The organism is Providencia sp. PROV032, from assembly GCF_028484875.1.
In the GTDB taxonomy this organism is placed as follows: Bacteria; Pseudomonadota; Gammaproteobacteria; order Enterobacterales; family Enterobacteriaceae; genus Providencia; species Providencia rettgeri_E.
The window spans coordinates 22,929-49,301 of sequence record NZ_JAMPSX010000015.1; the positions used below are offsets into that span (position 1 = coordinate 22,929).

Sequence of the window (26,373 nt, forward strand, 5' to 3'; positions counted from 1 at the left end):
GTAGGCAGTAGTATAACGCTGCCCACCGTTTAAATTCATAAGGCTTAGAATGAAAAGGGCTCTTGGCTTTGGAAAGCAATTGCCTCGGCTAGTTTAGCCTTAAACTCATGTCCTGAACGGTCACAAACCCAATGACCTTGTTGATAATCGTAATGGTACCCACCCTGTTTAGTTGCTAACCACATTTGGTGGAATGCCTCTTGTTTGTTGATAATAATTTTACTGCCATCTTCAAAGCTAAGGGTCATCACGCCACCATTGATTTCACAATCAATATCGGCATCACCTTCATAATTATCTAAATGCTCTTCGATGCTGTTCAGTAGCGCTTCGGCTAACTGATGAAATTCGCTGTCATTCACGATTAATTTCCTGTTTGCTCACAATGATTTAATGAAAACTATTATTATTGATTGAAATTATAGGAGGGGATCGGCATTGGGGTCAATCTAAGCATACCTACTAAAAATTTCAGACTAAATTTAGCCTAAAGTATATAATATCAGCATGCTGAATAAACAGGCGTGATTTGCAAGGCCACTCCTGTTATTGTGTAAAATATCAGATGTCAAAAGTAAGCATTACGGGCGAAAAAGAATGAAAAAAAGTTTAATTGGGCTTAGTGCTCTAGTTGTTTTATTTACCCTTTCTGGCTGCGGCTTAAAAGGCCCGTTGTATTTTCCGCCGGAAGAAACTGCAGCACCGGCTAAGGCATCTGATGTGCAACCCACTGCACAAGACAGTACTGCCAAAGAGCCTGCTCAAACCACAAATAATCAGTAAGTCGCCTCTATGGAGCGTGAAATGCAATTTTCTAAAATGCATGGCTTAGGCAATGACTTCATGGTTGTCGATGGTGTTACACAAAATGTGTATTTTTCGCCTGAATTGATTTGTCGATTAGCAGACAGGCATACAGGCGTTGGGTTCGATCAACTATTATTAGTTGAAGCACCTTATGACCCTGACCTTGATTTTCATTATCGTATTTTTAATGCGGATGGCAGTGAAGTTGCACAATGTGGCAATGGAGCCCGTTGTTTTGCACGTTTTGTTAGGCTAAAAGGCTTAACGAATAAGCAGAAAATTAAGGTCAGTACTCAGTCCGGCCGTATGACATTAACCATAAATGAAAATGATGATGTCAGCGTTAATATGGGCGAACCTGATTTTGAACCGCAGAGAGTGCCATTTCGCGCTATCAAAGAAGAAAAGACCTATATTATTCGAGCACAAGAACGTACAGTGTTGTGTGGGGTTGTCTCAATGGGGAACCCACATTGTGTCATTCAAGTTGAAAGTATTCATACGGCAGAAGTCGAAGTGTTAGGTCCCGCATTAGAAAGTCATGAGCGCTTCCCTGAACGTGCCAATATTGGCTTTATGGAAATTATCAGTGCTGACCATATTCGCTTGCGCGTCTATGAACGCGGGGCTGGGGAAACTCAAGCTTGTGGTAGCGGAGCATGTGCGGCTGTTGCAGTTGGAATTACTCAAGGGTTACTGGCGAAACGGGTTAAAGTCGATTTGCCGGGGGGCTCATTAGATATTTCGTGGGACGGCCCTGGGTCGCCACTTTATATGACAGGCCCTGCAACGCATGTTTATGACGGAGTCATTCAACTCTAATTTTGAATAGCCGAAGAGGGAAAAATGGATAAAACCAAAAAAGCACAGGAATTGGTTCATCAAATTGATGAGCTCGATGTCGTGCGCTACTTAACGGAAAACCCCTATTTTTTTCTTCGTAATGCTCAACTGTTGGAACAGCTAAAAATCCCCCATGTTGTGCGGGAGGCTATTTCATTACCTGAATTAGTGATGAGCCGTCAACGGTTGAAAATCAAAGAGCTCGAACAAGACATTCGTTTTATGGTTGAGCAAGCCCATGAAAATGCGGAGCTTTTTGAAGAGTTATTAGTGTTGGTGATTGAAATGTCGTCAGCAGAAAGTTTACAACAAATGCTGTTAGCGCTAAATCGTTGGGCAAAAAAATTAGGTTTATCAGGTGCCCAAGTACGTTTGTTTAGCGATAGCTGGCATTTGTCTGCACCGATGGATGCGCATCAACTTGTTATTTCGCGTCGTGTCTTTGAACCCGTGAGAATTCAACGGTTTGGCGATAATCTTAACTACCTCGGTCGGCTAAATGGCCCTGAAATTCAATTACTTTTACCCGAAGCATTAAATGTGGGCTCAGTCGCTATTTCACTGTTTGGTCATCACGGTGAATCAGGTATGGTCATTTTTACTAGCCGAGATCGTGAACATTACCAACATGATATGGGAACGGTCATGCTGGAAAAAGTTGCTCAAATTCTACCGAGGTTATTATGCCAATGGATAGAACGCCTGTAAAAAATCAGCCAGAAGGGTTGATGAGCCAAATTGAAGCTTTTCTGCATTATTTGCGAGTTGAACGCCGGCTAAGCCCCGTCACTATCACTAATTATCGCCGTCAACTCAGTGTTATCGTGGAAATGTTAGCTTCATTAAATATCCATGAATGGCAAAAAGTAGATGCGACTATTGTGCGTAATGTTGCCGCGAAAAGTCGTAAATCTGGCTTGCAAGCAGCAAGTATGGCGTTGCGGTTATCATCGTTGCGTAGTTTTTTTGATTGGATGGTACATCAAGGGGAACTACCAGCAAACCCGGCAAAAGCAATCCATGCTCCAAAATCCAAAAAGCGTCTCCCTAAAAATATGGATGTGGATGAAGTTTCCCAACTGTTGAATATGGATAGTGGCGACCCCCTTGTTGTACGTGACCGAACAATGCTTGAAGTAATGTACGGTGCGGGGTTACGTTTATCTGAGCTCGTTGGGCTGGACGTTCGCCATCTTGATTTAAATACGGGTGAAGTGTGGGTGATGGGAAAAGGGAGCAAAGAGCGCAGAGTGCCAATGGGGAAAACCGCAGTGAGCTGGCTGCAGCGTTGGCTTGAGATGCGAGAACTCTATGAACCAGAAGATGACGCTGTTTTCATTTCAACCCAAAGTGGTAAACGAATTTCGAATCGGAACGTACAGAAGCGTTTTGAGCAATGGGGAATAAAACAAGGGGTTAATAGCCACATTAATCCCCATAAATTACGCCACTCTTTTGCGACACATATCCTTGAATCCAGTGGGAATTTACGTGGAGTGCAAGAACTTCTTGGGCATGCAAATTTATCGACGACACAAATCTATACGCACCTTGATTTTCAGCACTTAGCAAACGTTTATGATGTGGCTCATCCGAGAGCAAAGAGGGAGAAACCTTAATGCATTTTTACCGTCCGTTATCACCCATTTTGGCGATCACGTTTGATTTGGATGACACGCTTTACGATAACCATCCCGTTATTGATAAAACGGAAGAAGAAGTTTTACGTTTTGTTCGTGAATATGATCCGCGCTTTAATCATTTTAATAATGAAGATCTTTATGCTTTTCGGCGCCTTGTTGAAGAACAAGAGCCTGATATTTATCATGATATATCACGCTGGCGTTGGCTTTCTTCCAAAATGATGCTTTGCCATTATGGTTACTCGAAAGAAGCCGCGCAAAAAGGGGCTGATGACATCATGGCGCACTTCACATATTGGCGAAATAGAATCGATATCCCGTCATCTACCCATGAAACATTGCGTCAGCTCGCAGAGAAAGTTCCGCTGGTGGCGATCACAAATGGAAATGCAGAGCCTGAAGCATGTGGGTTAGGTCAATATTTTCAATTTGTATTGAAAGCAGGGCCCGACGGCCGCTCAAAACCATTTTGTGATATGTATCGCTTAGCGGCGAAGCGGCTTGAGATGGAACCACAGTTTATTCTTCATGTTGGCGACAACCTGTTAACGGATGTTGAAGGTGCAATTAATAGCGGTATGCAAGCTTGCTGGATAAACACAGAACAAAAAACACTGATGGAAGAGAAAGAGGGGCGTTTATTACCGCATGTGGAAATTTCGCGGTTGGATTCTCTCTTATCATTGGTATAATCATTTACTGTATAAAAAGACAGTGGGGTTTGCCATTGTCAATAACCTCACAGTGGTGTTAGCCACTGTTTTGCTTTGATGGTAACTATGGACGTCTCTTATCTGCTTGAAGGTCTTAATGACAAACAGCGCGAAGCGGTTGCCGCACCGCGTACCAATTTACTTGTCCTTGCGGGGGCGGGGAGTGGTAAAACTCGGGTGTTAGTGCATCGAATCGCATGGCTGATGTCTGTAGAAAATGCTTCTCCATTTTCAATTATGGCAGTGACGTTCACGAATAAAGCAGCTGCAGAAATGCGCCATAGAATCAATCAATTGATTGGAACCAGTGAAGGCGGAATGTGGATAGGGACATTCCATGGATTGGCGCATCGCCTATTACGCCAACACTATATGGATGCCAATTTACCCCAAGATTTCCAAATTCTCGATAGCGATGACCAGTACCGTTTAATTCGTCGTTTACTCAAGGCGATGAATTTAGATGAAAAACAATGGCCGCCACGTCAGGGTATGTGGTACATCAACGGTAAAAAGGATGAAGGCCTTCGGCCTCAACACATTGAAGCCTACGGTAATCCCGTTGAAGCAACATGGCTAAAAGTATACCAAGCTTACCAAGAAGCCTGTGACAGAGCCGGACTGGTGGATTTTGCTGAGCTATTATTACGAGCCCATGAATTGTGGCTAAATAAACCCCATGTCTTGCAGCATTATCGTGAGCGCTTTACCAATATTCTTGTCGATGAATTCCAAGATACCAATAATATCCAATATGCATGGATCCGTGTACTCGCGGGGGATACGGGCAAAGTCATGATTGTTGGTGATGATGACCAGTCAATCTATGGTTGGCGTGGCGCTCAAGTCGAAAATATCCAGCGCTTTCTCAATGATTTTCCTGGTGCAGAAACTATCCGTCTCGAGCAAAACTATCGCTCAACGAATAATATATTAAAAGCAGCGAATACATTGATCGCGAATAATAGTGACCGCTTAGGAAAAAATTTATGGACGGAAGGGGGAGATGGCGAGCCAATTTCCCTCTATTGTGCTTTTAATGAGTTAGATGAAGCCCGCTATGTGGTTGGGCGTATCAAGCAATGGCATGAAAATGGGGGCGCTTTACAAGATTGCGCTATGCTCTACCGTAGTAATGCCCAGTCTCGTGTATTGGAAGAAGCGCTTATCCAAAGTGCTATGCCATATCGTATCTATGGTGGGCAACGCTTCTTTGAGCGCCAAGAAATCAAAGATGCGCTCTCTTATTTAAGGCTGATAGCAAATCGCAACGACGATGCTTCTTTTGAACGTGTGGTCAATACACCAACCCGTGGGATTGGAGAGAGAACATTAGATACTGTTCGCCAAACTGCACGGGATCAACAACTGACATTATGGGAAAGTTGTGAGTACTTACTTCGTGAGCAGGTACTCGGTGGGCGGGCAGCCGCTGCAATTGAGCGTTTCTTAGAATTAGTCGATGCATTAGCTAAAGAAACCCAAGATATGCCATTGCATGTTCAGGCTGATCGAGTGATTAATGACTCAGGCCTTCGAGCGATGTATGAACAAGAAAAAGGTGAAAAAGCACAGGCACGAATTGAAAACTTGGAAGAGCTAGTCAACGCGACTCGTGACTTTAGTTATCAAGATGAAGACCAAGACTTAATGCCACTGCAGGCTTTTCTTTCTCATGCAGCATTGGAAGCAGGAGATGGGCAAGCGGATGTCAGTCAAGATGCGGTTCAATTAATGACATTGCATTCAGCTAAAGGCCTAGAGTTTCCCATTGTATTCATTGTGGGGATGGAAGAAGGTATGTTCCCAAGTCAAATGTCGATGGATGAAAGCGGTCGTCTTGAAGAAGAACGTCGCCTTGCCTATGTCGGTATTACCCGAGCAATGGAGAAACTCACGATCACTTATGCTGAAAGCCGTCGTTTATATGGCAAAGAAGTTTATCACAGGCCTTCTCGTTTTATCGGTGAGTTACCAACTGAGTGTGTTGAGGAAGTTCGCTTGCGAGCGCAGGTTTCAAGACCAGTTAGTCATCAACGCCTTGGTACCCCGATTAGCCAAAATGATTCGGGGTATGCATTAGGGCAGCGTGTAGTTCATCCTAAATTTGGCGAAGGCACGATTATTAACCTTGAAGGTAGTGGGGAACACTGCCGCTTGCAAATTGCTTTTCAAGGGCAGGGAATTAAGTGGCTGGTGGCTTCTTATGCACGGCTAGAAATGCTGTAGATCTCAATTCAATATAGTACCGCGAAGAATTGCGGTACTAATCCACAAATAAATATAATAGAAATTATATAATACTGAATAATGTATTCTTGATTTTATAATTTAATGATATATTTAAACTGTTTGTTTTTTATTTTAACTTGCGATAACCTTTATTTTCAATTTTATTAAGTTAATTAATGGAGATTATTCATATGGAAAATGAAATTTTTGCAAATATAAATCAAAATCTAGATTTGGTTAAGTTGAAAATAAAAAGAATTAATGAGCTATTAAATGATGTTGATAATAGTGCTAATAAATCAATAGAGAGAATGGATTCTGTTCGTGAGGATTTGTTAGTCTCTAAAAGGCGAGATGCTGATAGAATAAATAGCACTATGAATACGGTTGAGATCAAAATAAATGAAAGTCTATCTGAGCAGTATGAGAAAGTTAAACAAGTCTCTAATATGTTATTAAAGCAGGAGTCTGCACTTACTAATTTGAAAGAGGAAGATTGGCAATACAGTCGACTTGAAGCTGATATATATATTAAGGAAGTCAATCAAGATTTGCAAAATAATGAAAGTTGGAATAGACCTGAAAATAATTTCAAGAAAATAGATTTTGTTAATCATGGTGGGTTACGGGGCAAGATTTTTACACCTATTTCTAGTTTTAATATAAAAAGTAATGAGTTAGCTAAAGAGATTTATGAAGTTGAAATGTTAATGAAAGAAATGAATCGAGAGCGCTTAAATATTGAATTAGATTTTTTAAAGGGCATGAAAACACCGAAATCATCACTTACTCAACGTCAACAGCCAGATACACTTGCTGAACAAATTGTAGGGTTCAAGCCAGCTTATGAGAGTAATGCTTCATCAAGTATTGATGTCCCTATATTGGATCAAAAACCCATCATTCAAATTAAAGGTTGCGTCGGAAGAACAGCAATGTGTGGAGTAACACACTAAAGATATCATTTTGCTAATTGGTTGAGGGTGCTAACTGGTTACTGTTAGTCCCCTTAATTAATATCCTCTCGAGGAGGAAACTTGTTGAGCATCAATATAATAGATGGCGCTCGAGAGCCTGCATTTAGAAATACCTACTTTTAGGATTAATCATCGATATAGTTGTTGAATCATCAAGATTCACGTTTTTTATTTTAATTTTTCCCGATAATAAAGTATAAAATCTTACCTAATAACCATTCTTATATTTATCATGTCTATCAATAAACTCATTGATTCACTTTCCTCACAAGGTTGGTATGTGTGGAACGATTTTCTGACCTTGTCAGATATTAAAACGATAAAACAATGTATACCAAACACATTGCAAGATGCGCGTATTGGGCATGGAGACTCATTACAAGGTAATAAAGCTGTTCGTGCTGACCAAACTATTTGGCTAGAGCCTGAAATGGGGGCACCTATCACCCATTATCTCGATAAAATGGAACAGATAAGGCAAGAGTTAAACTGCCAGCTTTATCTAGGGCTACGTGATTTTGAAACGCATTTCTGCCGTTATCCTAATGGTGGGTTTTATAAAAAGCACCTTGATAACCCAAGAGGACAAGGGCGTCGTAAGGTGACTACTGTTTTATATATGAATGAAACATGGCAAACAGGAGATGGCGGTGAACTTGTTGTTTACGATAAAGAAAACAATCAACTGTTTGAATTAGAACCCCGGGCTGGCCGCATGATTTTTTTCATGTCTGAAGAATTTCCACATGAAGTGCTACCGACTCAGCAAAAACGAGAAAGCATTGCTGGTTGGTTTTTAACAGAAAAAATACTTTAACCCGTTCAGACTATTACCACCTCTTAATGAGGTGGCTGATAGAAGTATTCTCATTATTTATATATCCAACAAATTTTATAACAGCGGTTTCAATATATTAATTTGATTTTTTGTTTTTCTTGATATTAAAGTTATTCGAGTCTTAGTGTTTTAATATTCAATTGTTGACTATATTTTTTATTGTGTTAATCAATTATATAAAAGGAATTTATGAATGAGTGATACTGATAAATTTGGTTATGGTTCTAAACAGTCCCAACAAGGTGTTAGCGTTATAGAGTATGAACGCCAATTAGAAAAAGCATTGAAGGAGTTAAGTAAGAAAAATATAGGTGATACTGTGATAATTAATTCCAATGATGATATGTCATCATTAATTCAAAATGTAAATCATTTCCCAGCGCAAAAAGACTATTTATCAGTGACTGAAATAGGGGGTTATTCATCTAAATTGAATAGTTCGATTTTTTATTGTTTTAAATAGGTTTGTTTTGTAATCCTAATAATTAAATATTCTCTAATATTGTATTGAATTATGTGCCACCCTAATAAGAAGTGGCACTAATTTTACATCAATCGCTTAAATTCATTTCCTAAAAAAGTAATTACTGCGTTTCCTCTTTCAATTTGATAATGGGAATGATGACGTTGTTTATCCAGTTCATTAAGTTGCTGCGATTGGCTCTCATTCAACTTCCATTGTATTAATTGCTTCGCGAGTTTTTTGTTAGCGTGTTGGCTGCGTTCAGATTGCACTTTGACAGTGATACCTGTGGCGACATGCTTTGCTCTAACCGCAGAGGAGGTTTTATTAACATGTTGACCTCCCGCCCCTTGTGCTTTGGTAAACTCAAATTCAATTTCACTTTCCTCGATAGGTTGAACAGGTGAAAATTGAGTCACACTTAAGAACCAGTTTTTTCGTTTATGCCGTGGCCGAATAGGGCTTTGGCATTGCCACTGGATCGTACCACACCAATTGTTTGCTAAAGTTTCAGCCTCTACACCCTCTAAACAAACTAAGGCAGATTTCAGCCCTTTTTTAGATGGAAAAGACTCTAAGACATCATAAGTGACATGATATTCTTTAGCCTCTTGTAGAAAGTGGGCAAGGGCTTTTTCGACAGCAATACAGCACTCTTCCGGTCCTTGAGCTGAGGAGAATTGTAATAAGATCATTAACACTCTCCACTGGTTTTGTACGTGATGACAGGTTTAAGACGTGCAACCACTTGAATAACGCCAATATTCACCATACTTTCAATTACAGTATCAATAGATTTATAAGATTGTGGGGCTTCTTCGTAAATCAATTGTTTGTTTGCACAGATAACACGGCTACCTAGCGCCGTTCTTGATAATTGAATCGGTGTATATTTATGAGACAAACGCCCTTTACACTCCGTTCGCATCCATTTCCGACCAGCGCCGTGAGCAAGAGAATTCAGACAAACTTCACTTGGTTGTGGGGAAACCAGATAACTGTAATCACCTCGAGAGCCAGGGATAACGACAAGCCCGCGATCTGATGGGGTGGCTCCTTTTCGGTGTATCCATCCATCAATACCATTAATTTTGCAGGCTTCAACTAGGTTATGATTGATATCAAGAACAAGTTCACCCTTTGACTTAACCTGTTGAAGCATACGTAAGCCGATCATCTGGCGATTTAACTGAGCAAAATGCAAAGCACGCTGATGTGCTTCCAGATAATTTTTTGCATCTTGAGTATTGTCTATAAGCCCATCATGACTATGATTTTCTACATGCTGACGAAGGATGGACTGGCCTAAACCTCGAGAGCCACTGTGAACTAATAACAGTAATTGCTGTTTATTTAAACCACTCATACTGAATAATTCTGTATTTAATATTTCGTCAACGGCTTGAAATTCAGCAAAATGATTTCCACCACCAATAGAACTTAATGATGGCATAAAATCATGTGATAGCATGTTGTTTGGGACATGCTCTTCAAGCCATGACAAAGGCGCATGATCTGGCATTTCAGAAAGTTGCTTTTCGAGCTTATCGAGGTTAACTTTCGATTTTTTAAGATCAGTTTGGAACAGTGCCATTCCACAACCAATATCATTACCAACCAGTGCAGGATAAAAGCGTTTGGTAGAGAAAAATGCCGCGCCAATTGGGTATCCACGACCTGGGTGCAGATCCGGCATGCCGACAACAGATACCATACCAGGTAAGCTTGCAGTTGTTTGTAATTGTTGGATTGCTTTACTTTCAATCCATGTAGATCCTGTGGCGATATAGCTAACTTGCTGATCCACAGTATGTAAGGTATTGCCCATAAGCTATTAACTCATTTTTAATTGAAAAATAAGGTGAATTAGCAGGCAAAATTAAGAAAATAGATTAACTAACGAGAGTGGCTATTTCTGAGAGTGCCCGCAAAGAGTTTGATTAATTGTTGTCATGGTAAACCTCCTTGCAGTTAGTAGATGAATGTAAAACGCTGCGGATACTAACGATAACTTTTTTCTTTTGCAAGGACTATTTTTAAGGCTATCGATTTTTAGCCTTTTTCCGAAGTTCAATATATAAAAATAAAATATAAAATTAAATGATTTAAATTTATTTATAATATTTAATCTAATAAATAATTAGGTAATTAAATTTGTATTTTCATTTATTTCTATGAAATTAAACGTGAGTGAAATATAAAAGTTTGTTATTATTTTTGCGGGTGCTTGAGCCTTTTTAGTTCAAGCATACTCTGTCGGAATAAAATGTTTGGATTAGAAATGGAAAAGCCCCGTTCGCTATTATTAACCAACGAGGCCCGATCCAAACCTGAACAGTTGAGATTGTGCCTCTTAACCATTAAGAGGTCAAGGGAAATGAGCAAATTCGCAGTGATTGCGTTTGTTTCAGCGTGTATTACCGTGTTTAGTATTTCAGTACTAATGCGAGACAGACTTTGTCTAATTATCATTAGTCATGGAAATACAGTTGTTCAAACAACGTTTTCTTACGAAGAGTAATGTTGCTTTACGAGGGAAACTATTCCCTCGTAATTTCCCGATTTAATTGTGCGTATTCAGGTTTGGAATTAAGCACTCAATTAAAAACACCCCAAGATAATATTTAATCTTTGGGGTGTTTATTTAATTATATAGATAATTAAATTATTAAGCGATATGTACTGTTTTTCCGCCAATAATTGTGCGTAATACTTTTACATTCTCAATATCATCAGCTGGGATCTCAAATACATTACGATCTAGCACGATCATATCTGCAAATTTTCCAGCTTCTAATGAGCCAAGTACATCTTCACGGTGTTGTGCATAAGCGGAGTCTATCGTAGCAGAGCGCAAAACTTCAATTACCGTTAAGTCTCGGTCATTATCCAGTCTCGGTGCTTTTTGACCATTAATATCACGGCCACGGCGTGTTGCTGCCACTTTTAAGTCATACCACTCGTCGAAATCATCGATTGGCCAGTCACTACCAAATGCGACAACTGCGCCAGCATCGACAAATTTAGCGATGGGTTCAAGTTGCTCAAAACGTTCATCACCGAGCATTTTTTTCTCAAAAGCGGCGAGCTCTGGAGTTGGCGCTGCCCACTGGAAGGATAAGAAAGCGATGGTTTTCAAACGCGCAAAACGTGCATAGTCATCGGCATGGACTAATTCATTGTGAGCGAGTCCTGGGCGAATATCTTTTTCGGGGTGTGCAGCACGCATTTTTTCTATCGCATCTAAAACGATGGAAACGGCACCTTCACCGACAGTATGCAAGTGAGGGTCATAGCCCGCTGCGGCAATTTTTTCCATTAATTCATCAAGAATCTCAGCCGTGAAATACAAATCACCGTAGTTATCCGTTTCAACCCAATTCGGAGCGTCATCCGTGCCCTGATTGATACGGTATGGCTGCAATAATGACGCTGTCATGGTTGGAAACTGCATGACACCATCAACAAACATTTTAATATTATTTAAGCCAATACCCGGGGTTGGCGTCCAATCGGCTTGGTGCCATTTTTTGGCAAATGCAACAGCTTTATCCACTGCTGCCGCTACTGAGGCAACATTTGGTGTTTCATCAGGGGTAATTTCACGTGCTGCTTGGAAACGGATTGTCAGGTCGCCACGTTGTTGTAATTGAGAAAAGGCTTCAAGTTGTTGTTCTGAGACGCGTGCATCCATCACCATGGTCACACCTTGCTGATTAAGGACTTTCTGTACTAATTCAGCAACTTCAATTGCTTGGTCTTCACGAATTGAAGGAATGCTATCGGCAGCACGCATAGCAGGCGCATCTTCAAGGATACCATTTAACTCGCCATTCTCGTATTTACCAATTTTACCATCAGGTGGCTCAGGCGTATCTTTGGTGATTTCAAATAATTCGAGGGCACGGCTATTTGCTAGCAGTGTATGGCAGTCATTTGAAAACAAGACGACAGGGCGTTTTGTATTGAGCTTGTCCATATCTTCACGGTACATATCAACACCTGCAGGGATCATACCTTGGCGCAGCCATGCAGTGACTTTGAGCCAATCATTTTCCCCGGTACGAGGGTCTTTATCGAGGTGATCTTGTACGCGCGCTAAAATTTGGTCGATAGTTAACGATTCATAATTTAAATGGCAACCAAAGAGTTGAATACCGCCCCAAAAAGGATGCATATGACCATCAATGATGCCAGGCATCATCATTTTTCCTTCGAGATCGATACTCTCTGTCTCAGGGCCAACATATTGATGAAGTTCATCAGAGGTACCTGTGGCAAGAATATAACCATCACGAACAGCAACCGCATCGACAACGCGATTTTTATCATCTGCGGTATATATATAACCGTTAAAGTAAATAACGTCAGCTAATTGATTATTCATTGTAAACCGTCTGTATCAGTGGTGCTTTGGTGGCACCAGAGCTAAAAAAACAACGGGGAAGGCAAGTGCTCCCCCGTAATCATTTATAAGACTTGAAATGCTTAGTTTATAATCATTTCAGTTTCATCGTCAGAGATTGCAGGTGGACGACGAGTAAAACCATGGGTCAATAGTGCTAGGTAAATAGCCCCAGCAGCTAACCACCATAAACCTACTTTAAAGGCTTCGCTATCAAGGCTTGTCCATAACCATAATGTTAGGATAACACCAACAGAAGGCATAATCAGGCAAGTGATAATTTTTGTATTATCCAACGGTGCTTTACGGTCAATATAAAAATGCTTAATGACCGATAAATTCACAAAAGTAAACGCGATTAAGGCACCGAAGCTGATCATTGAGGCGACCATGCTGAGCGAAAGTACCAATGAAAGTAATGACGCTAGTGCAACAAAAATAATCGAGTAAATCGGTGTGTTGAGTCTTGGATGCAGATAGGCAAACAGCGAACGTGGCAACACACCTTCTCGGCCCATCGCATAGAAAATACGCACAATACTGGCTTGTGAAGTCATTGCGGAGGCAAATACACCAATAACATAAGCGGTGATAAAGCTAGATGCCATCATCGCGCCACCCACTTGTTTCATTACCGCAAGGCTCGCAATATCGGTATTAGGAATAAAATCCTGCCACATCGGGTAAACCAGATGCGCGCCATAGGAGATGACGACAAACAGGGTACCCGCGATAAATACGGTGTATAAAATCGCTTTGGGTAACGCACTCCGTGCATCTTTGGTTTCTTCTGCCATGGTGGAGATCGCATCAAATCCAAGGAAGGCTAAGCAGAGTACCGCAGCACCTGCAAATAACCCTGATACTTGTTCTGACATGACCGTAATCGGTGCTAATAAAGCATCAGTATCCAATATAAATGAAGTTTTAAAACTCAAATATAGGAACACGGCGATAAAGACAAATTGCATTAAAATGATTAGCATATTCATTGAGGAAACTAATTTAATTCCCAAAATATTCATAATGCTAACAATTGTAATTGTGCTGCAAATAATCACATACATCGGGATATTGGGGAATGCTTCGTGAACAAAGATCCCAATCGCAATGTAATTAATAATAGGTAAAAAGAGGTAATCGAGCAGTTGTGCCCAACCCACTAAAAAACCGAGTGTGCCGCCAAAGGTTTTTTGCACGTATGAATAAGCAGATCCTGAAAGCGGAAGTGCGCTTGTCATGCGGCAATAGCTCATGGCAGTGAAAAAGACGGCAGCTAATGTAATTAAATAAGCGATAGGCAGATGGCCTTCACTTAATACAGTCACTTGTCCATAGGTGGTGAAAATTCCGAGTGGCACCATATAAGCCAGCCCGAAAAAAACTAACGCAGGCACGGTCAGTACGCGTTTCATTTGAACGGTATTCTGTTGCATTTTTAAGCCCTTCCCAAAAGCCCTTAACAACGTCAACTCTGTCTGAATGTTCAGGCCGAGTGAACCTAAAATGCAGCCGTACTCGTCATACTTCGAATCACAACGTTGTTGGCTTCGCTCGCTCGCACTAGTCACATACTTTTGTATGCTCCTAGCGACTCTCTTGCTTGCCGCCTAGTTGTGTTTTCGAATTATTTAGAGTCGTACTCGTCATACTTCGAATTACAACGTTGTTGGCTTCGCTCGCCGCCTAGTTATGTTTTCGAATTATTTAGAGTCTTAACGCTACATGATTGTATAAAATTAAATTTTAGAACCGTCTGCATTCAATTTCAGAAAACCTCGCACCAGGACATTTTAAAAATGAAATGTCATCGTGCGCACTTTAATGAAACGTCAGTGATGAATCGGACCATCACCATCCGCTGGGGTGAATACAAGCGGCGTACAATATAATTACCAAGTTCCTATTAAGCAATCATTAATTTAAAAAAATAAACAACTACTTTTATTTCAAAGAGTTGTTTGATGGATGTGTTTATTAATTGAAGTGGATTTAAGATAAGTTAAATCATAGCGATTATACTTAGAAAATCAAGATGAATTTTTTGTGGATAACATACTGATTTTGTAGGGTAAAGTTTATTTTGTTACAATTTTGGCATATTATAGATAAGAACAAAAAGATTTAAATTAATTTTGATTTAGGATGAGTTAGATAAAGAATTTGCGACTTAATTAAATAGCCTATTTGCATTAATTAAATTAACTATTCGAGTTCCATATAATGAAACGCCGAGCTCGTTTAGAATATTAAACGAGAGTCGGCATTTAATATTAACACTATTTTCCGGCTATCTGAGTTTTTGAAAACTGTTATCCGTTATTTTCTTCTTAGTTTTTGCTGGGTATATAAAGCATCTAATGTAAATAAAATTAATGCAACCCAGATAAACCCAAAGGTGACTAACAATTCAGGAGTCATAACTTCACCGTACACAAAGACAGCGAGCAAGAACATAATACTTGGCCCCATATATTGGAAAAAGCCTAGCGTTGAAAGCCTTAAATGGTTAGCCGCTTCTGTAAATAGTAACAGTGGCACTGTAGTAATTATCCCAGCAGCAATCAAAAGCACATTCAAATGCCAATCATTCATTGTCATATCACTCGTTGGACTATCTGCAAAAAATAATAAGAAGATAATCCCTACAGGAAGAAGCCAAAGTGTTTCGAATGTCATTCCTGTTTGTGCATCGACCCCTAATTTTTTGCGTAATAAGCCGTAGGTGGCAAATGTTACAGCCAAGCTTAGCCCTATCACAGGGACTGAGCCAAATTGCCATAGCTGGATCAAGACACCCGTTAATGCAAGACCAACAGCAACCCACTGCATGCGGCGAAAACGTTCTTGTAAAAATAGCATTCCAAACAGTACGTTAACTAATGGGTTGATAAAGTAGCCTAGGCTGGCTTGTAGCATATAACCATTATTAACTGACCAAATATAAATTAACCAGTTACAAGCAATCGTCGTTGCAGTCACACCAAGAACTAATATTTTCTTTGGTTGCTTTAGTACTTGGCGGACATAGCTCCAATGCCGTGAAACGGTTAATAATAAAATCATAAAGAAAAATGACCAAATAATACGATGAGTCAGAATTTCTTCTGCGGGCACTTCTTGGATACTTTTAAAATAAATAGGTGCGACACCCCAAATAAAATAGGCGCCTAAGGCACATAACACGCCTTTGGTAGTATTTTGCTGGCTCATTGTTGGCTCTGAAATTGAATTAAAGACTAAAAAGATACTTATACAGAGAGACCGAGCCGATTTAAGCGGCTCGATTTTTGATACCACTAATGTGACATTGCTCAGGTTTTTTTACAAGTTATTAGTTTAGTAGGTGACTAATTATTTATATTTTATTTTTACCCAACCAGATAAGTTGCCGTTGCTGTTGCAATGTGTTGATTATTTTCATTATGAAGCTCACAGCGGGTAACGGCTATTTTATTACCGTCTCTTAATAAGCTGGCACTGGCGGTAAATAGTTGGCCTCGACCAGGACGCAAATAATCAACTCGTAGGTCAATTGTCCCCATACGAGACATTTTGTCGACGATCTCAGTATGAGTTAAGGGGGTAATTCGCTGCAAAATACGGTTAATACACACCATGCCTCCTGCAACATCTAAAATCGAAGCGATCACACCGCCATGTAGGATGTTTTGAGTGAAATTACCAATTAATTGCTGACGATTCTCAATGCTAAGCTGAACAAAATCATCATTTAGACTCATTAATTTAATACCAAGTAGCTGGTTAAATGGCATTTTATAAATAAAAGCATGGCTCATTAACTCACTGGCTTCTTCTAAAGTATAAGTACGGTCATTCATCGCTTTCATCCTTTAAAAATATGTAAATCATAAGTTAACATTATGTTTAAATGATGTCTCTAACAAACGAATGAATAATCTTGCAACAGTTATTCAGTTTTGTGTGTAAAATAGGACAAACTTTTTTTGGACGATGTTGAAAATAGGAATGACTAATGCGCGCTTTACCGATTTTGTTAAGTGCAGTGCTCAGCTTTTGGTCTGCTTCACTGTTTGCGACCGAAGATACAGATATTCAGCCTGTTGACGATGTAAAAAATACCCTACCAATTCGTGGTAGCATCATTTCAGGGTTACTACAACACCACGATAACCCATTTGTGTTGTACCCGTATGAATCGAATTACATCATTTATACCTATACATCCTCGATAAATAAAGAAGCCATTTCTAGCTACAATTGGGGTGATGATGCGTTAAAGGATGAAGTTAAATTTCAACTAAGTTTAGCTTTTCCTTTATGGGCAGGTATTGCGGGTGATGACTCAATTTTAGCTGTTTCTTATACTCAGCGTTCTTGGTGGCAGCTAAGTAATAAAAAAGAGTCTTCACCATTTAGAGAAACCAACTATGAGCCTCAAGTGTTTGTTGGCTGGTTAACCGACTACCAATTTGCTGGTTGGACGTTACGTGAGTTTGAAACGGGCTTTAACCATGAGTCAAATGGGCGTTCAGAACCGACTTCTCGCAGCTGGAACCGAGTATATGCGAGAGCGATGGCGCAAAATGGTAACTGGCAAGTTGACCTTAAACCGTGGTACCGCATTCATGAAAGTGAAGGGCGTGATGATAATTCCGATATTACCAAATATATGGGTTACTATCGTTTAAAAGTAGGGTATGCATTGGGAGACAGTGTATTTACTACAACTGGGCGTTATAACTGGAATACGGGTTATGGTGGTGCAGAACTGGGGTGGAGCTATCCAATTAGTAAACATGTGCGTTTTTATACCCAGTTGTTTAGCGGATATGGTGAGTCGATGATAGACTACAATTATCGCCAAACACGTTTTGGTATCGGTGTTATGCTAAACGATATGTTGTAATGGAAGAAAAACTCAGTTCTCTATTTTGTTCTGAGTTGCATACCAAGTCATAAATCAACAAATTCGCTGCTCAATTGGGCAGCGACTTGTTTTATCGATTGAGGAAGTTTGTGTCCACTGCTTGCGTCATTAACCCACTTTCATTGGCTGAAAATGTGCTCAATAGTACATTTGGTTATCAGTCATTTCGCCCAGGGCAAGATGCCGTTATTGGGGCCATCCTGGATAACCGTGATTGCTTAGTGTTAATGCCAACTGGGGGCGGGAAATCCCTTTGTTATCAAGTTCCTGCTTTAGTGAAAGAGGGCGTTACACTGGTGGTTTCTCCCTTAATTTCATTAATGAAAGACCAAGTTGACCAATTGCGGTTACATGGGGTTAATGCTGCGTGTTTAAATTCATCGCAAACGTCACAAGAACAACGTCAAATTATTGAGCGGTGCAGTCAGGGGGAAATAAAACTACTGTATGTTGCCCCTGAAAGGTTGTTAACTGACTATTTTCTAAGCCAACTAGCAGGATGGAATATCACCTTGCTAGCGGTGGATGAAGCCCACTGTATTTCCCAATGGGGGCATGATTTTCGGCCTGAATACCGCGCACTAGGTCAATTACGGCAATCATTACCCAATGTACCCGTGATGGCGCTAACCGCGACTGCGGATGAAACCACACGTGCAGACATTATTCGTTTATTAGAACTCCATGAGCCACTCGTCCATGTGAGTAGCTTTGATAGGCCAAATATTCGTTATACCTTAGTCGAAAAATATAAGCCTTTAGATCAACTTTGGTTTTTTATTAAAGGCCAAAAAGGCAAAGCGGGTATTGTTTATTGTAATAGTCGCAGTAAGGTTGAAGAAACGACAGAGCGATTGCAAAAACGCGGCTTAAGTGTTGCGGCATACCATGCAGGGTTAGATGCTGCGCAACGTGAATGGGTACAAGATGCATTTCTAAAAGATAACCTACAAGTTGTTGTGGCAACAGTGGCTTTTGGGATGGGAATAAACAAATCAAACGTTCGGTTTGTCGCTCATTTCGATATTCCGCGTAATATCGAAGCGTATTATCAAGAAACAGGGCGAGCAGGGCGTGATGGTGTTGAAGCCGAAGCCATTTTATTCTATGACCCAGCAGATATGGCATGGTTACGTCGTTGTCTTGAAGAAAAGCCAGCGGGTATGCAGCAAGATATTGAACGACATAAGCTGAATGCTATCGCCGCTTTTGCCGAAGCGCAAACCTGCCGTCGTTTGGTGCTACTCAATTATTTTGGTGAAAATCGCCAGCAACCTTGTGGTAACTGTGATATTTGCTTAGATCCACCAAAACAGTACGATGGATTAGTTGATGCGCAAAAAGCACTATCTTGTATTTATCGTGTTGGTCAGCGCTTTGGTATCGGCTATATTGTAGAAGTATTACGTGGTGCGAATAATCAGCGTATCCGTGACTTAGGTCATGACAAGCTGCCTGTTTACGGTATCGGTAAAGAACAAAGTAATGAACATTGGGTCAGTGTGATCCGTCAGCTGATCCATTTAGGTATGATCACACAGAATATTACGCATTTTTCAGCGCTTCAATTAACTGAGGCTGCAAGGCCAATATTACGGGGTGAAGCGACACTGAAACTCGCAGTTCCGCGTGTTTTAGTGGTAAAAAGCCGTAATCAACAAAACAAAATTTATCATGGCAATTATGATAAAAAGCTCTTTGCGAAACTGCGTAAACTGCGTAAATCCATTGCAGATGAAGAAAATATTCCGCCATTTGTGGTGTTTAATGATGCAACATTGATTGAAATGGCTGAGCACACTCCGACTTCACCAGCCGAATTATTATTAATTAATGGTGTTGGCGAGCGCAAACTCGAACGTTTTGGAGTGGCATTTATGGCACTTATCCAAGACCATCTTGAAGGTTATGAATGAATAAATAAGGAAGCTGTTGGATGACGCCTGAACACCTAAAAGAGAGTTGGCTGAATCGAGAAACTCAATTTTCTGCTTTTACAAATGGCCCACTTTTAGATTTCTGGCAACGCCGTGAAGAATCTCAATTTATAGGTGTTGATGATATTCCCATTCACTATGTCCGTTTTATTCACCCTAAGCATCACAAAGCGATAGTTATTTCACCAGGACGTAGTGAAAGCTATGTAAAGTATCCAGAAGTGGCTTATGATTTTTATCATTTAGGCTATGATGTTTTTATTATTGATCATCGCGGCCAAGGCCGATCAGGGCGCATGTTAGCGGATCCTCAAAAAGGTCATGTTGAAAAATTCACTGACTACATTGATGATTTTGAAAAGTTCATTGAGCTTGAAGTTAAATATCGGCATTATCCAAAATGTTACGCGTTAGCTCACTCAATGGGGAGTGCTATCTTAGCCGGGTATTTATTGCGAGATAGCGTCACATTTGATGCTGCAACCTTATGTGCACCGATGATTGGAATTAATCTACCGATGCCTCGTTGGATGGCGAGCTTTATTGTTGATAGGGCCGAATCTCGCGAAAGTGTTCGTAATGACTACGCGGCTTCTACTGGGAAATGGCAGCCGTTACCTTATTTAATCAACGTATTAACACACAGCCCGGAGCGTTATCGGCGTTACTTACGCTATTACGCCGATTATCCCGAATTGCGCTTAGGTGGGCCAACTTACCATTGGTTACGTGAGAGTTTTGTGATTGGCGATGAGCTAATTGCGAGAGCGGGAGAGATTGATGTACCACTGATGGTGTTAGAAGCCAGTGAAGAAAAAGTGGTCAGCAATAAAGAGCTACAAGCTTTTTGTCAAAGCAGGCAAAAAGCGCAAATAGGACGAGAAGAAAAATTACCTCTCATTATAGAAGGGGCACACCATGAAATCCTATTTGAAGTGGATGCATTAAGAGCGATGGCGCTCAATGCTATCTGTGATTTTTTTGAGCAGTATTAGTTAGGGTTTGAATATGAAATATCCTGTAGTTGCTTCCGATTTAGATGGGACACTGTTATCTCCCAATCATGACTTAACGTCTTATACCAAAGACACCTTGAAACAGCTAGTGACTTCGCAAGATGTGCATTTTGTGTTTGCAACAGGCCGTCATCATGTGGATGTTGCTCAAATCCGCGATGGTTTAGGCATCGATGCGTATATGATCACGTCTAACGGCGCACGGATCCATAATACTCGCGGTGACTTGATTTTTGAGCACAATGTTGCGCCTGAAATTGCTCACGAGTTGTGTTTGATGGAATTTGATAACTCTGAACTTATCACTAACTACTACCATGGTGATGATTGGTTTATCAACCGTGAAAGCCCTGAACAAAAAGAATTTTTTAAAGAATCGGTATTTAACTATCAGTTATTTGATCGCTATGACTTTGTCACTTCTGAGGTCTGTAAAGTTTACTATACCAGTGAAGATCATGATTTGCTGGTGGATTTACAGCAGCGTATTCAAGCACGTTGGCAAGATAAAGTGAATGTCACGTTTTCACTGCGTAGCTGTTTAGAAGTTATGGCTGGTAGTGTTTCTAAAGGTGAGGCACTGAAGCAAGTGGCCGCACTACATGGTTATACACCGAGTGATAGTATTGCTTTTGGTGATGGTATGAATGACAAAGAAATGCTGACGATGGCTGGAAAAGGCTGCATCATGGAAAATGCGCACCAGTTGCTGAAAGATGCGTTACCGCAGATGGAAGTTATTGGCTCGAACAGTGATGATGCAGTCGCTCGCTACCTGAGAAATAAATACCTTAACAACGCATAATTTATTTTGTTATTTGAAATAGAGAAACCAGATAGGCATTATGTTTATCTGGTTTTTTATTATTGTAATTAGATGAAAAACACAAGTTCCCATAGAGAAAATACAGCGAAACGTGCTTTTTGTGAAATTTAGGCCACTTTTCCTATTTTTTCTGACAGAAAGTAAATTTAAACTAGGGGGATGAGTGTTTAGGTCGATATTAATGGATAGCACTGTTTTCACAGTTTGCATATTGCACTGTTGAGGGTTCCTTAGGATGAAAAGAATAGCGTTAGTATTGTTGTTGGGCTCGATTTGTTATAGTTCCGTTTTAACCGCTAAACCTACCCCTGTGCCAGCATCGGCAACAGCAGCACAAGAACCCTCGATTGAACAAATTACGCAGTTAGCCCAAAAAGGTGATCCTAAAGCCCAATTCCAGCTAGGTGAACGTTATTTTAAAGGGTTAGGTGTTTCTCAAGATTCTAAAGCAGCGGCTGAGTGGTTTATCAAGGCTGGAAACCAAGGGAATTCAGATGCGCAATTCCGTCTTGGCACGATGTTTGTTAATGGTTTTGGTGTGCGTCGTGATTATGACAAAGCGATGCTATGGTATGAGCAAGCAGCAGAACAAGGTGATACGCGAGCTGAAACCAATATGGCGATGATGTATGCGCAAGGCTTAGGCGTCACTCAAAATTTAGAAAAAGCGGCATTTTGGTTTAGAAAAGCAGCGCAAGGCGGAAACATACTTGCTCAATTCCAAATAGGTCAAATGTACTCGATTGGTAGCGGCGTTGATTTAGATGATGAAAAGGCGGTGTTTTGGTTTAGAAAAGCCGCAAAGCAAAAAGATGCTAAGTCTCAAGACCGCTTAGGCGTTATGTACTCTGAAGGACGTGGCGTGAAGAAAAACCTGCAACAAGCCTACGCATGGCTTGCAACTGCAGTGTTCAGTGGCAACGCAGAAAGCCATCGCCTGCAAAAAAAGATAGCGGATCAGTTAAATCCTGAAGAATTACAGCAGGCACAAAAATTAGCAGAAAACTACATTAAATCGTACGGTTTCAAAGCCAGCTAATGGCTAAGCCGATGTGTGGGAGACTATTTTGTATCCCACCATTATGGCTATAGAGAATACAAGATAACACCACGAAAGCCGATAGAAACGGTTATTCCCCCAGCCTCGACGAATAGCTAGCTGTAGCTGTTGTGATGATAGCTTGCCACAAAGTACACGAAACCCAACGATATAAACCGCACAATACACTTGCCAAAGGTACAGTGTATTAAATGCAAAAGCTTTCCCAACAATTAATAAGATAATTAATGGAATTAAAAAGAATAAAATCGACCCAACACGCTCAAGTTGGGCGATCTTCAACGTCACCAACTCATCTTTATCATCTGGTTTTAATCGCATAATACGGCTTACAGTTCCCCTGGTTTACGGCTTGGATTACGTGCCGAAAGATTGTTTGTCGCACTTTGTAGCGAATTATCACGGACATCCACCCTTGCTTGGAATGGTGGGAATGGTAAGGTAATCCCTTGTTCAGCAAAGGAAACTAAGATGTTTTGATGGATTTCATGACGTGCAGGTAACCGGTGGCCCATCTCAGCAGCATAGACACGTAATTCGAAAATTTGAATACCTTGTTGTAAATCAACCAGATAAACCTCTGGCGCAGGGTTATCTAAGATCATGGTAGAACGTTTGGCTGCACGTAAAATGGTATCTGTCACCAGTTCACTATTGGCGTCAGAAGGTGCTGGAATGGTCATCACAATACGTGTGATCGTGTCAGACAGCGACCAGTTAATAAATTGTTCAGTAATAAATGCCTTATTTGGCACAATAATTTCTTTTCTGTCCCAGTCCGTCAGTGTAGTGGCACGAGTGTTGATCTTGGTAATACTGCCGGTCAAATTACGGATAGTGACGGTATCTCCAATTCGGATCGGTTTTTCAAATAAGATCATCAACCCCGAGATAATATTAGCAAAAATTTCTTGTAAACCGAAACCAAGCCCGACCCCCATTGCAGCAACAAGCCATTGCAGTTTTGACCACTCAATCCCTAACATAGAGAAGCCAACAATGGTTCCGATAATAGTAATCGTATATTTTGTTAATGTACTGATGGCGTAGCCGGTACCGGGTGTTAAATCCAAATGTTGGAGTACGGCCAGCTCAAGTAAAGCGGGCAAGTTACGCACTAATTGGGCAGTAACGATAATAGTCAAAATAGCAATAAAAATTGAGCCCATGGTAATAGGTTGAACAGTATCAACGCCATTAACGGTTGATGTCACATCCCATAAGCGTATATTTTCAAGGAAAGAGAATGCGGTATGTAGCTCAGACCACAGCCAAATCAATGAAACCAAGGCAATCATAGTTAAAATCGAACGAACTAACCCAACGGATTGGGTGCTGATGGCATCTAAGTCGATAACCTGTTCTTCGATATCAATATTCCCTTCACTGCTGGCATTTGCTTGCTGGCTATCGTCCTCACCTTTAGCACGTTGCGCTAATATTTCAGCACGGCGCTGTTTTGCTCGCTCAAAGGCTAATTTACGGCGCTGCATTGACATCCAGCGGCGAATAGTGTGGTAAATGATGAGGATGACAAACCAAATAGCAACGGAGGTTTCTAAGCGCGCTAGTAAGGCTTGTGAGGTTGAAAAATAACCTAAAATGGAGAAAAACCCAGCAACAATAGGTGCGAGTAATATCATCCACCACAATGCTTGATTAACAATATTCTCACCGGACCCATGTCTATCTAAATAGAGAGGGATTTGTGAGCGGCGTAAGTTGTTGGTAATTAAGCTAAGTGCGACACATAAAAAGATAAAGCATAAGCGGCCAATACTAGCTGCAAATTCCCTATCGCTATAATGTTCAAAGGTAATAATTGCCATGACTAATGGAACGATGACAAAAATAGCCATTCGGTAATAGCGCATCGCACGCTTAACCGAGTCTTTATCCCAACCGAAGTGAGAAATAAATAACCCTGTAGGGCGAGAGAATGTTTCGCTGATCATAAATAGCCACAACAACGGTGTCGTGGCACTAACGCCATAGCCAATGGCAGCAGCCATAGGGAACTGCCATGCACTTTGTAAGCCATAACCGATGGCGGACCACATCATAGGGAGAGGAAGTGCAACAATAATTGACCAGAAAATAGTGCGAATGGTTAAGTAGAAACGGTCTTGTGTCACTTTACCAATGCGTAAACTGGAGCGGTCAAGAAATGCTTGATAGTGTTTACGTGTGCTAATACTGAAAATGACTAAGGCTATCGAACCTAAAAGATACAAAAAGGTATCTTGTGTCGTTAGCATAACACGCAGAGCACCAGCCAGTTGAGACAAGGTATCCAAAGAAAGTAATTGAGTAATATCAGTCACTAACATAACGGGGTAGCTGATGCTAATCGGTGGAACATCAGCGACCCAGAAAAGATAACGGTTTGAGGCATCTTTGACCTCTTTCAATGCATCGGTCAACTGCCCTGTAGCGACATTGAGCTTGGTTAGCTCCAACATTTCAGCATCGAGACCTGAAATTAAAGAGGTTAGTAGCTCACGACGCGTTTTAATCAATGACTGATAAACTTGCACTTGAGCTGCATTGAGCCCATGTTCGGTTTCCTGCTCGGTTGTATCTATTTTACTTAGTCTATCGAGGCTATCTTCATAATTTAATCGTTGAACACGTAAAGCCGCCATTTCACGATCAAGTTGCTGGCTTTTGGGAATATCAGGCAAGCGAGAGAGCTGTGTTCGGAGTGCTTCCCCTAATGTACTTGAGCTGCTGATCCATTGAGCTTGTTCACGAATAGTTGTGAGTGCTTGGCGCGCATCACGGATACTCGTTGAAATTTCGGCTTGGCTATTAGTAATCGCGCTCATACGTTGTGCTTGAGCGGTTAATTCCTGAGACATTTTTCGATTAATATCAAGCTGCTCAGTTAAAAATGGCGTAAGCTCACCTTGCGCAGCCAACATCTCTGTGTGTTCTAGCGCTAAGATTGCTTTTTGTTGGCGTTGGGTATTTTGGAAATCCCGCAGGTTTTGTAATTCAAGTTCCATACGTTGGTAGCGTTTTTTATATAATTCCAACGTAAGCCGTGAAATTTCTTGACGATTATTGGCAGAAAGCTGGGCCATTTCCAGCTCATTAACTACGGATTTGCGAGCGCTTACTTCGGCTTGAGCCAAAGTGTACTGGGCATCGGCTAATGGTGTTGATGGTGTACTCAGAGACTGAAAACGCGAAGAGGCTTCGTTGAGCAAACGCCTCGCCTCAGAAAGTTGTTGTGGGAGAATACTGAGTGATTCACTGATTTCGCGGCCTTTATCTTGTTCTTGCTGAGTTAAGCGACTTAGATCAAGTAATTGGCTGCTAAGTTGAATAATGCGTTGCTCAAGCTCACCTAGACTGATACCAACGGGTATAGGGGTAGGCTCATCACTTTCATTGAGGATTTTTTGTCTTATGTCTTTGATGATTTTAGGGAAATTATCAATAGCTTCTTGGTAAGACTTGGCTTTAGCGTCGGACTCACGTGTCTCACTCATCCAATTTAGCGCGCCCTGTAATGCTTGTGCTATCTCTGCATCTTTAGGATTGGTGCTTGACTCGAGTTGTTTGAGCTCCTGCTTAATCTGTGCTTCGTCCTGCGCTGCAGTCGGCGCTGCAACGGAAGAAAAAACGATTAACAGGCTAAGAAAAAAACTGATAATCACACGCACAGTGAGGAGCTCCTTCAAGGAATAATAATT

At 40.9% G+C, this 26,373-nt stretch carries 24 protein-coding genes; 15 read left to right on the forward strand and 9 right to left on the reverse strand.

Annotation, left to right across the window (positions count from 1 at the left end):
• Window positions 1-44: 44 nt before the first annotated feature.
• Window positions 45-362, reverse strand: coding sequence for an iron donor protein CyaY (gene cyaY, locus PSF42_RS10945; RefSeq protein ID WP_125894317.1), 318 nt, complete (start codon window positions 360-362; stop codon window positions 45-47).
• A gap of 235 nt (window positions 363-597) precedes the next feature.
• Between cyaY and lptM the strand changes: the two genes are divergently transcribed.
• From lptM to PSF42_RS10990, 9 genes are all read left to right on the forward strand, one after another.
• Complete coding sequence (gene lptM, locus PSF42_RS10950) at window positions 598-783, forward strand: LPS translocon maturation chaperone LptM (RefSeq protein WP_004906065.1); 186 nt, start codon at window positions 598-600, stop codon at window positions 781-783.
• A gap of 21 nt (window positions 784-804) precedes the next feature.
• Window positions 805-1,629 carry a diaminopimelate epimerase gene (gene dapF, locus PSF42_RS10955; protein ID WP_125894315.1) on the forward strand — a complete coding sequence of 275 codons (825 nt, stop codon included), beginning with the start codon at window positions 805-807 and terminating at the stop codon, window positions 1,627-1,629.
• Window positions 1,630-1,653: 24 nt separating this feature from the next.
• Window positions 1,654-2,358, forward strand: a complete 705-nt coding sequence (locus PSF42_RS10960) for a DUF484 family protein (RefSeq protein ID WP_125894313.1) — start codon at window positions 1,654-1,656, stop codon at window positions 2,356-2,358.
• Window positions 2,340-3,269, forward strand: a complete 930-nt coding sequence (xerC, locus tag PSF42_RS10965; RefSeq protein WP_125894311.1) for a tyrosine recombinase XerC — start codon at window positions 2,340-2,342, stop codon at window positions 3,267-3,269. The genes PSF42_RS10960 and xerC overlap by 19 nt, the downstream gene beginning before the upstream one ends.
• Window positions 3,269-3,985, forward strand: a complete 717-nt coding sequence (gene yigB / locus PSF42_RS10970) for a 5-amino-6-(5-phospho-D-ribitylamino)uracil phosphatase YigB (protein WP_272680018.1) — start codon at window positions 3,269-3,271, stop codon at window positions 3,983-3,985. The genes xerC and yigB overlap by 1 nt, the downstream gene beginning before the upstream one ends.
• 87 nt (window positions 3,986-4,072) lie before the next feature.
• Window positions 4,073-6,235 carry a DNA helicase II gene (gene uvrD / locus PSF42_RS10975; protein ID WP_272680019.1) on the forward strand — a complete coding sequence of 721 codons (2,163 nt, stop codon included), beginning with the start codon at window positions 4,073-4,075 and terminating at the stop codon, window positions 6,233-6,235.
• Window positions 6,236-6,429: 194 nt separating this feature from the next.
• Window positions 6,430-7,194: a hypothetical protein gene (locus tag PSF42_RS10980; RefSeq protein ID WP_272680020.1), complete on the forward strand. Its 765-nt coding sequence runs from the start codon at window positions 6,430-6,432 to the stop codon at window positions 7,192-7,194.
• A gap of 253 nt (window positions 7,195-7,447) precedes the next feature.
• Complete coding sequence (locus tag PSF42_RS10985; protein ID WP_272680021.1) at window positions 7,448-8,032, forward strand: 2OG-Fe(II) oxygenase; 585 nt, start codon at window positions 7,448-7,450, stop codon at window positions 8,030-8,032.
• Window positions 8,033-8,246: 214 nt separating this feature from the next.
• Window positions 8,247-8,516: a hypothetical protein gene (locus PSF42_RS10990; RefSeq protein ID WP_125894301.1), complete on the forward strand. Its 270-nt coding sequence runs from the start codon at window positions 8,247-8,249 to the stop codon at window positions 8,514-8,516.
• Window positions 8,517-8,599: 83 nt separating this feature from the next.
• Here the strand turns inward: PSF42_RS10990 and prfH are convergent, their stop codons facing one another.
• Both prfH and PSF42_RS11000 read right to left on the reverse strand, forming a co-directional pair.
• Window positions 8,600-9,211, reverse strand: a complete 612-nt coding sequence (gene prfH / locus PSF42_RS10995; RefSeq protein ID WP_125894299.1) for a peptide chain release factor H — start codon at window positions 9,209-9,211, stop codon at window positions 8,600-8,602.
• A complete protein-coding gene (locus PSF42_RS11000) occupies window positions 9,211-10,344 on the reverse strand; it encodes an RNA ligase RtcB family protein (RefSeq protein WP_272680022.1) in 1,134 nt (377 codons plus the stop codon). The genes prfH and PSF42_RS11000 overlap by 1 nt, the downstream gene beginning before the upstream one ends.
• Window positions 10,345-10,893: 549 nt before the next feature.
• On the opposite strand from PSF42_RS11000, the gene PSF42_RS11005 reads away from it, so the two are divergent.
• Window positions 10,894-11,037, forward strand: coding sequence for a Hok/Gef family protein (locus PSF42_RS11005; protein ID WP_125894295.1), 144 nt, complete (start codon window positions 10,894-10,896; stop codon window positions 11,035-11,037).
• 147 nt (window positions 11,038-11,184) lie between these two features.
• On the opposite strand, the gene PSF42_RS11010 is transcribed toward PSF42_RS11005, so the two are convergent.
• From PSF42_RS11010 to PSF42_RS11025, 4 genes are all read right to left on the reverse strand, one after another.
• Window positions 11,185-12,903 carry an amidohydrolase gene (locus tag PSF42_RS11010; protein ID WP_272680023.1) on the reverse strand — a complete coding sequence of 573 codons (1,719 nt, stop codon included), beginning with the start codon at window positions 12,901-12,903 and terminating at the stop codon, window positions 11,185-11,187.
• A gap of 101 nt (window positions 12,904-13,004) precedes the next feature.
• Window positions 13,005-14,357 carry an APC family permease gene (locus tag PSF42_RS11015; RefSeq protein ID WP_125894382.1) on the reverse strand — a complete coding sequence of 451 codons (1,353 nt, stop codon included), beginning with the start codon at window positions 14,355-14,357 and terminating at the stop codon, window positions 13,005-13,007.
• Window positions 14,358-15,240: 883 nt separating this feature from the next.
• Complete coding sequence (gene rarD / locus PSF42_RS11020; protein ID WP_213913391.1) at window positions 15,241-16,134, reverse strand: EamA family transporter RarD; 894 nt, start codon at window positions 16,132-16,134, stop codon at window positions 15,241-15,243.
• Between the two features lie 158 nt (window positions 16,135-16,292).
• Window positions 16,293-16,763: a thioesterase family protein gene (locus PSF42_RS11025; RefSeq protein ID WP_125894289.1), complete on the reverse strand. Its 471-nt coding sequence runs from the start codon at window positions 16,761-16,763 to the stop codon at window positions 16,293-16,295.
• Window positions 16,764-16,918: 155 nt separating this feature from the next.
• Here PSF42_RS11025 and pldA point away from each other — a divergent pair, with 155 nt between their 5' ends.
• The 5 genes from pldA to PSF42_RS11050 all read left to right on the forward strand — a co-directional run bounded on the left by pldA (window position 16,919) and on the right by PSF42_RS11050 (window position 22,651).
• On the forward strand, window positions 16,919-17,812 hold the full coding sequence (pldA, locus tag PSF42_RS11030) for a phospholipase A (RefSeq protein ID WP_125894287.1): 894 nt from the start codon (window positions 16,919-16,921) through the stop codon (window positions 17,810-17,812).
• Between the two features lie 110 nt (window positions 17,813-17,922).
• Window positions 17,923-19,749, forward strand: a complete 1,827-nt coding sequence (gene recQ, locus PSF42_RS11035; RefSeq protein ID WP_125894285.1) for an ATP-dependent DNA helicase RecQ — start codon at window positions 17,923-17,925, stop codon at window positions 19,747-19,749.
• Between the two features lie 20 nt (window positions 19,750-19,769).
• Window positions 19,770-20,765, forward strand: coding sequence for a lysophospholipase L2 (gene pldB / locus PSF42_RS11040; protein ID WP_213913389.1), 996 nt, complete (start codon window positions 19,770-19,772; stop codon window positions 20,763-20,765).
• Between the two features lie 13 nt (window positions 20,766-20,778).
• Window positions 20,779-21,591: a sugar/pyridoxal phosphate phosphatase YigL gene (yigL, locus tag PSF42_RS11045; RefSeq protein ID WP_272680024.1), complete on the forward strand. Its 813-nt coding sequence runs from the start codon at window positions 20,779-20,781 to the stop codon at window positions 21,589-21,591.
• 256 nt (window positions 21,592-21,847) lie between these two features.
• Window positions 21,848-22,651: a tetratricopeptide repeat protein gene (locus PSF42_RS11050; protein ID WP_125894279.1), complete on the forward strand. Its 804-nt coding sequence runs from the start codon at window positions 21,848-21,850 to the stop codon at window positions 22,649-22,651.
• 3 nt (window positions 22,652-22,654) lie between these two features.
• Here the strand turns inward: PSF42_RS11050 and PSF42_RS11055 are convergent, their stop codons facing one another.
• Window positions 22,655-22,993, reverse strand: a complete 339-nt coding sequence (locus PSF42_RS11055; RefSeq protein ID WP_248467192.1) for a hypothetical protein — start codon at window positions 22,991-22,993, stop codon at window positions 22,655-22,657.
• Between the two features lie 8 nt (window positions 22,994-23,001).
• Window positions 23,002-26,343, reverse strand: coding sequence for a miniconductance mechanosensitive channel MscM (gene mscM / locus PSF42_RS11060; protein WP_248467190.1), 3,342 nt, complete (start codon window positions 26,341-26,343; stop codon window positions 23,002-23,004).
• Window positions 26,344-26,373: the final 30 nt, after the last annotated feature.

Bases quoted from the DNA above. Each gene is read 5' to 3' on its own strand.
- pldA (WP_125894287.1), top strand. From the start codon at position 16,919: ATGCGCGCTTTACCGATTTTGTTAAGTGCAGTGCTCAGCTTTTGGTCT.
- PSF42_RS11015 (WP_125894382.1), bottom strand. From the start codon at position 14,357: ATGCAACAGAATACCGTTCAAATGAAACGCGTACTGACCGTGCCTGCG.
- pldB (WP_213913389.1), top strand. From the start codon at position 19,770: ATGACGCCTGAACACCTAAAAGAGAGTTGGCTGAATCGAGAAACTCAA.
- lptM (WP_004906065.1), top strand. From the start codon at position 598: ATGAAAAAAAGTTTAATTGGGCTTAGTGCTCTAGTTGTTTTATTTACC.
- yigL (WP_272680024.1), top strand. From the start codon at position 20,779: ATGAAATATCCTGTAGTTGCTTCCGATTTAGATGGGACACTGTTATCT.
- dapF (WP_125894315.1), top strand. From the start codon at position 805: ATGCAATTTTCTAAAATGCATGGCTTAGGCAATGACTTCATGGTTGTC.
- PSF42_RS11055 (WP_248467192.1), bottom strand. From the start codon at position 22,993: ATGCGATTAAAACCAGATGATAAAGATGAGTTGGTGACGTTGAAGATC.
- PSF42_RS10980 (WP_272680020.1), top strand. From the start codon at position 6,430: ATGGAAAATGAAATTTTTGCAAATATAAATCAAAATCTAGATTTGGTT.
- PSF42_RS11005 (WP_125894295.1), top strand. From the start codon at position 10,894: ATGAGCAAATTCGCAGTGATTGCGTTTGTTTCAGCGTGTATTACCGTG.
- xerC (WP_125894311.1), top strand. From the start codon at position 2,340: ATGGATAGAACGCCTGTAAAAAATCAGCCAGAAGGGTTGATGAGCCAA.
- rarD (WP_213913391.1), bottom strand. From the start codon at position 16,134: ATGAGCCAGCAAAATACTACCAAAGGCGTGTTATGTGCCTTAGGCGCC.
- PSF42_RS11010 (WP_272680023.1), bottom strand. From the start codon at position 12,903: ATGAATAATCAATTAGCTGACGTTATTTACTTTAACGGTTATATATAT.
- PSF42_RS10960 (WP_125894313.1), top strand. From the start codon at position 1,654: ATGGATAAAACCAAAAAAGCACAGGAATTGGTTCATCAAATTGATGAG.
- PSF42_RS10990 (WP_125894301.1), top strand. From the start codon at position 8,247: ATGAGTGATACTGATAAATTTGGTTATGGTTCTAAACAGTCCCAACAA.
- yigB (WP_272680018.1), top strand. From the start codon at position 3,269: ATGCATTTTTACCGTCCGTTATCACCCATTTTGGCGATCACGTTTGAT.
- PSF42_RS11050 (WP_125894279.1), top strand. From the start codon at position 21,848: ATGAAAAGAATAGCGTTAGTATTGTTGTTGGGCTCGATTTGTTATAGT.
- prfH (WP_125894299.1), bottom strand. From the start codon at position 9,211: ATGATCTTATTACAATTCTCCTCAGCTCAAGGACCGGAAGAGTGCTGT.
- PSF42_RS11025 (WP_125894289.1), bottom strand. From the start codon at position 16,763: ATGAATGACCGTACTTATACTTTAGAAGAAGCCAGTGAGTTAATGAGC.
- PSF42_RS11000 (WP_272680022.1), bottom strand. From the start codon at position 10,344: ATGGGCAATACCTTACATACTGTGGATCAGCAAGTTAGCTATATCGCC.
- PSF42_RS10985 (WP_272680021.1), top strand. From the start codon at position 7,448: ATGTCTATCAATAAACTCATTGATTCACTTTCCTCACAAGGTTGGTAT.
- uvrD (WP_272680019.1), top strand. From the start codon at position 4,073: ATGGACGTCTCTTATCTGCTTGAAGGTCTTAATGACAAACAGCGCGAA.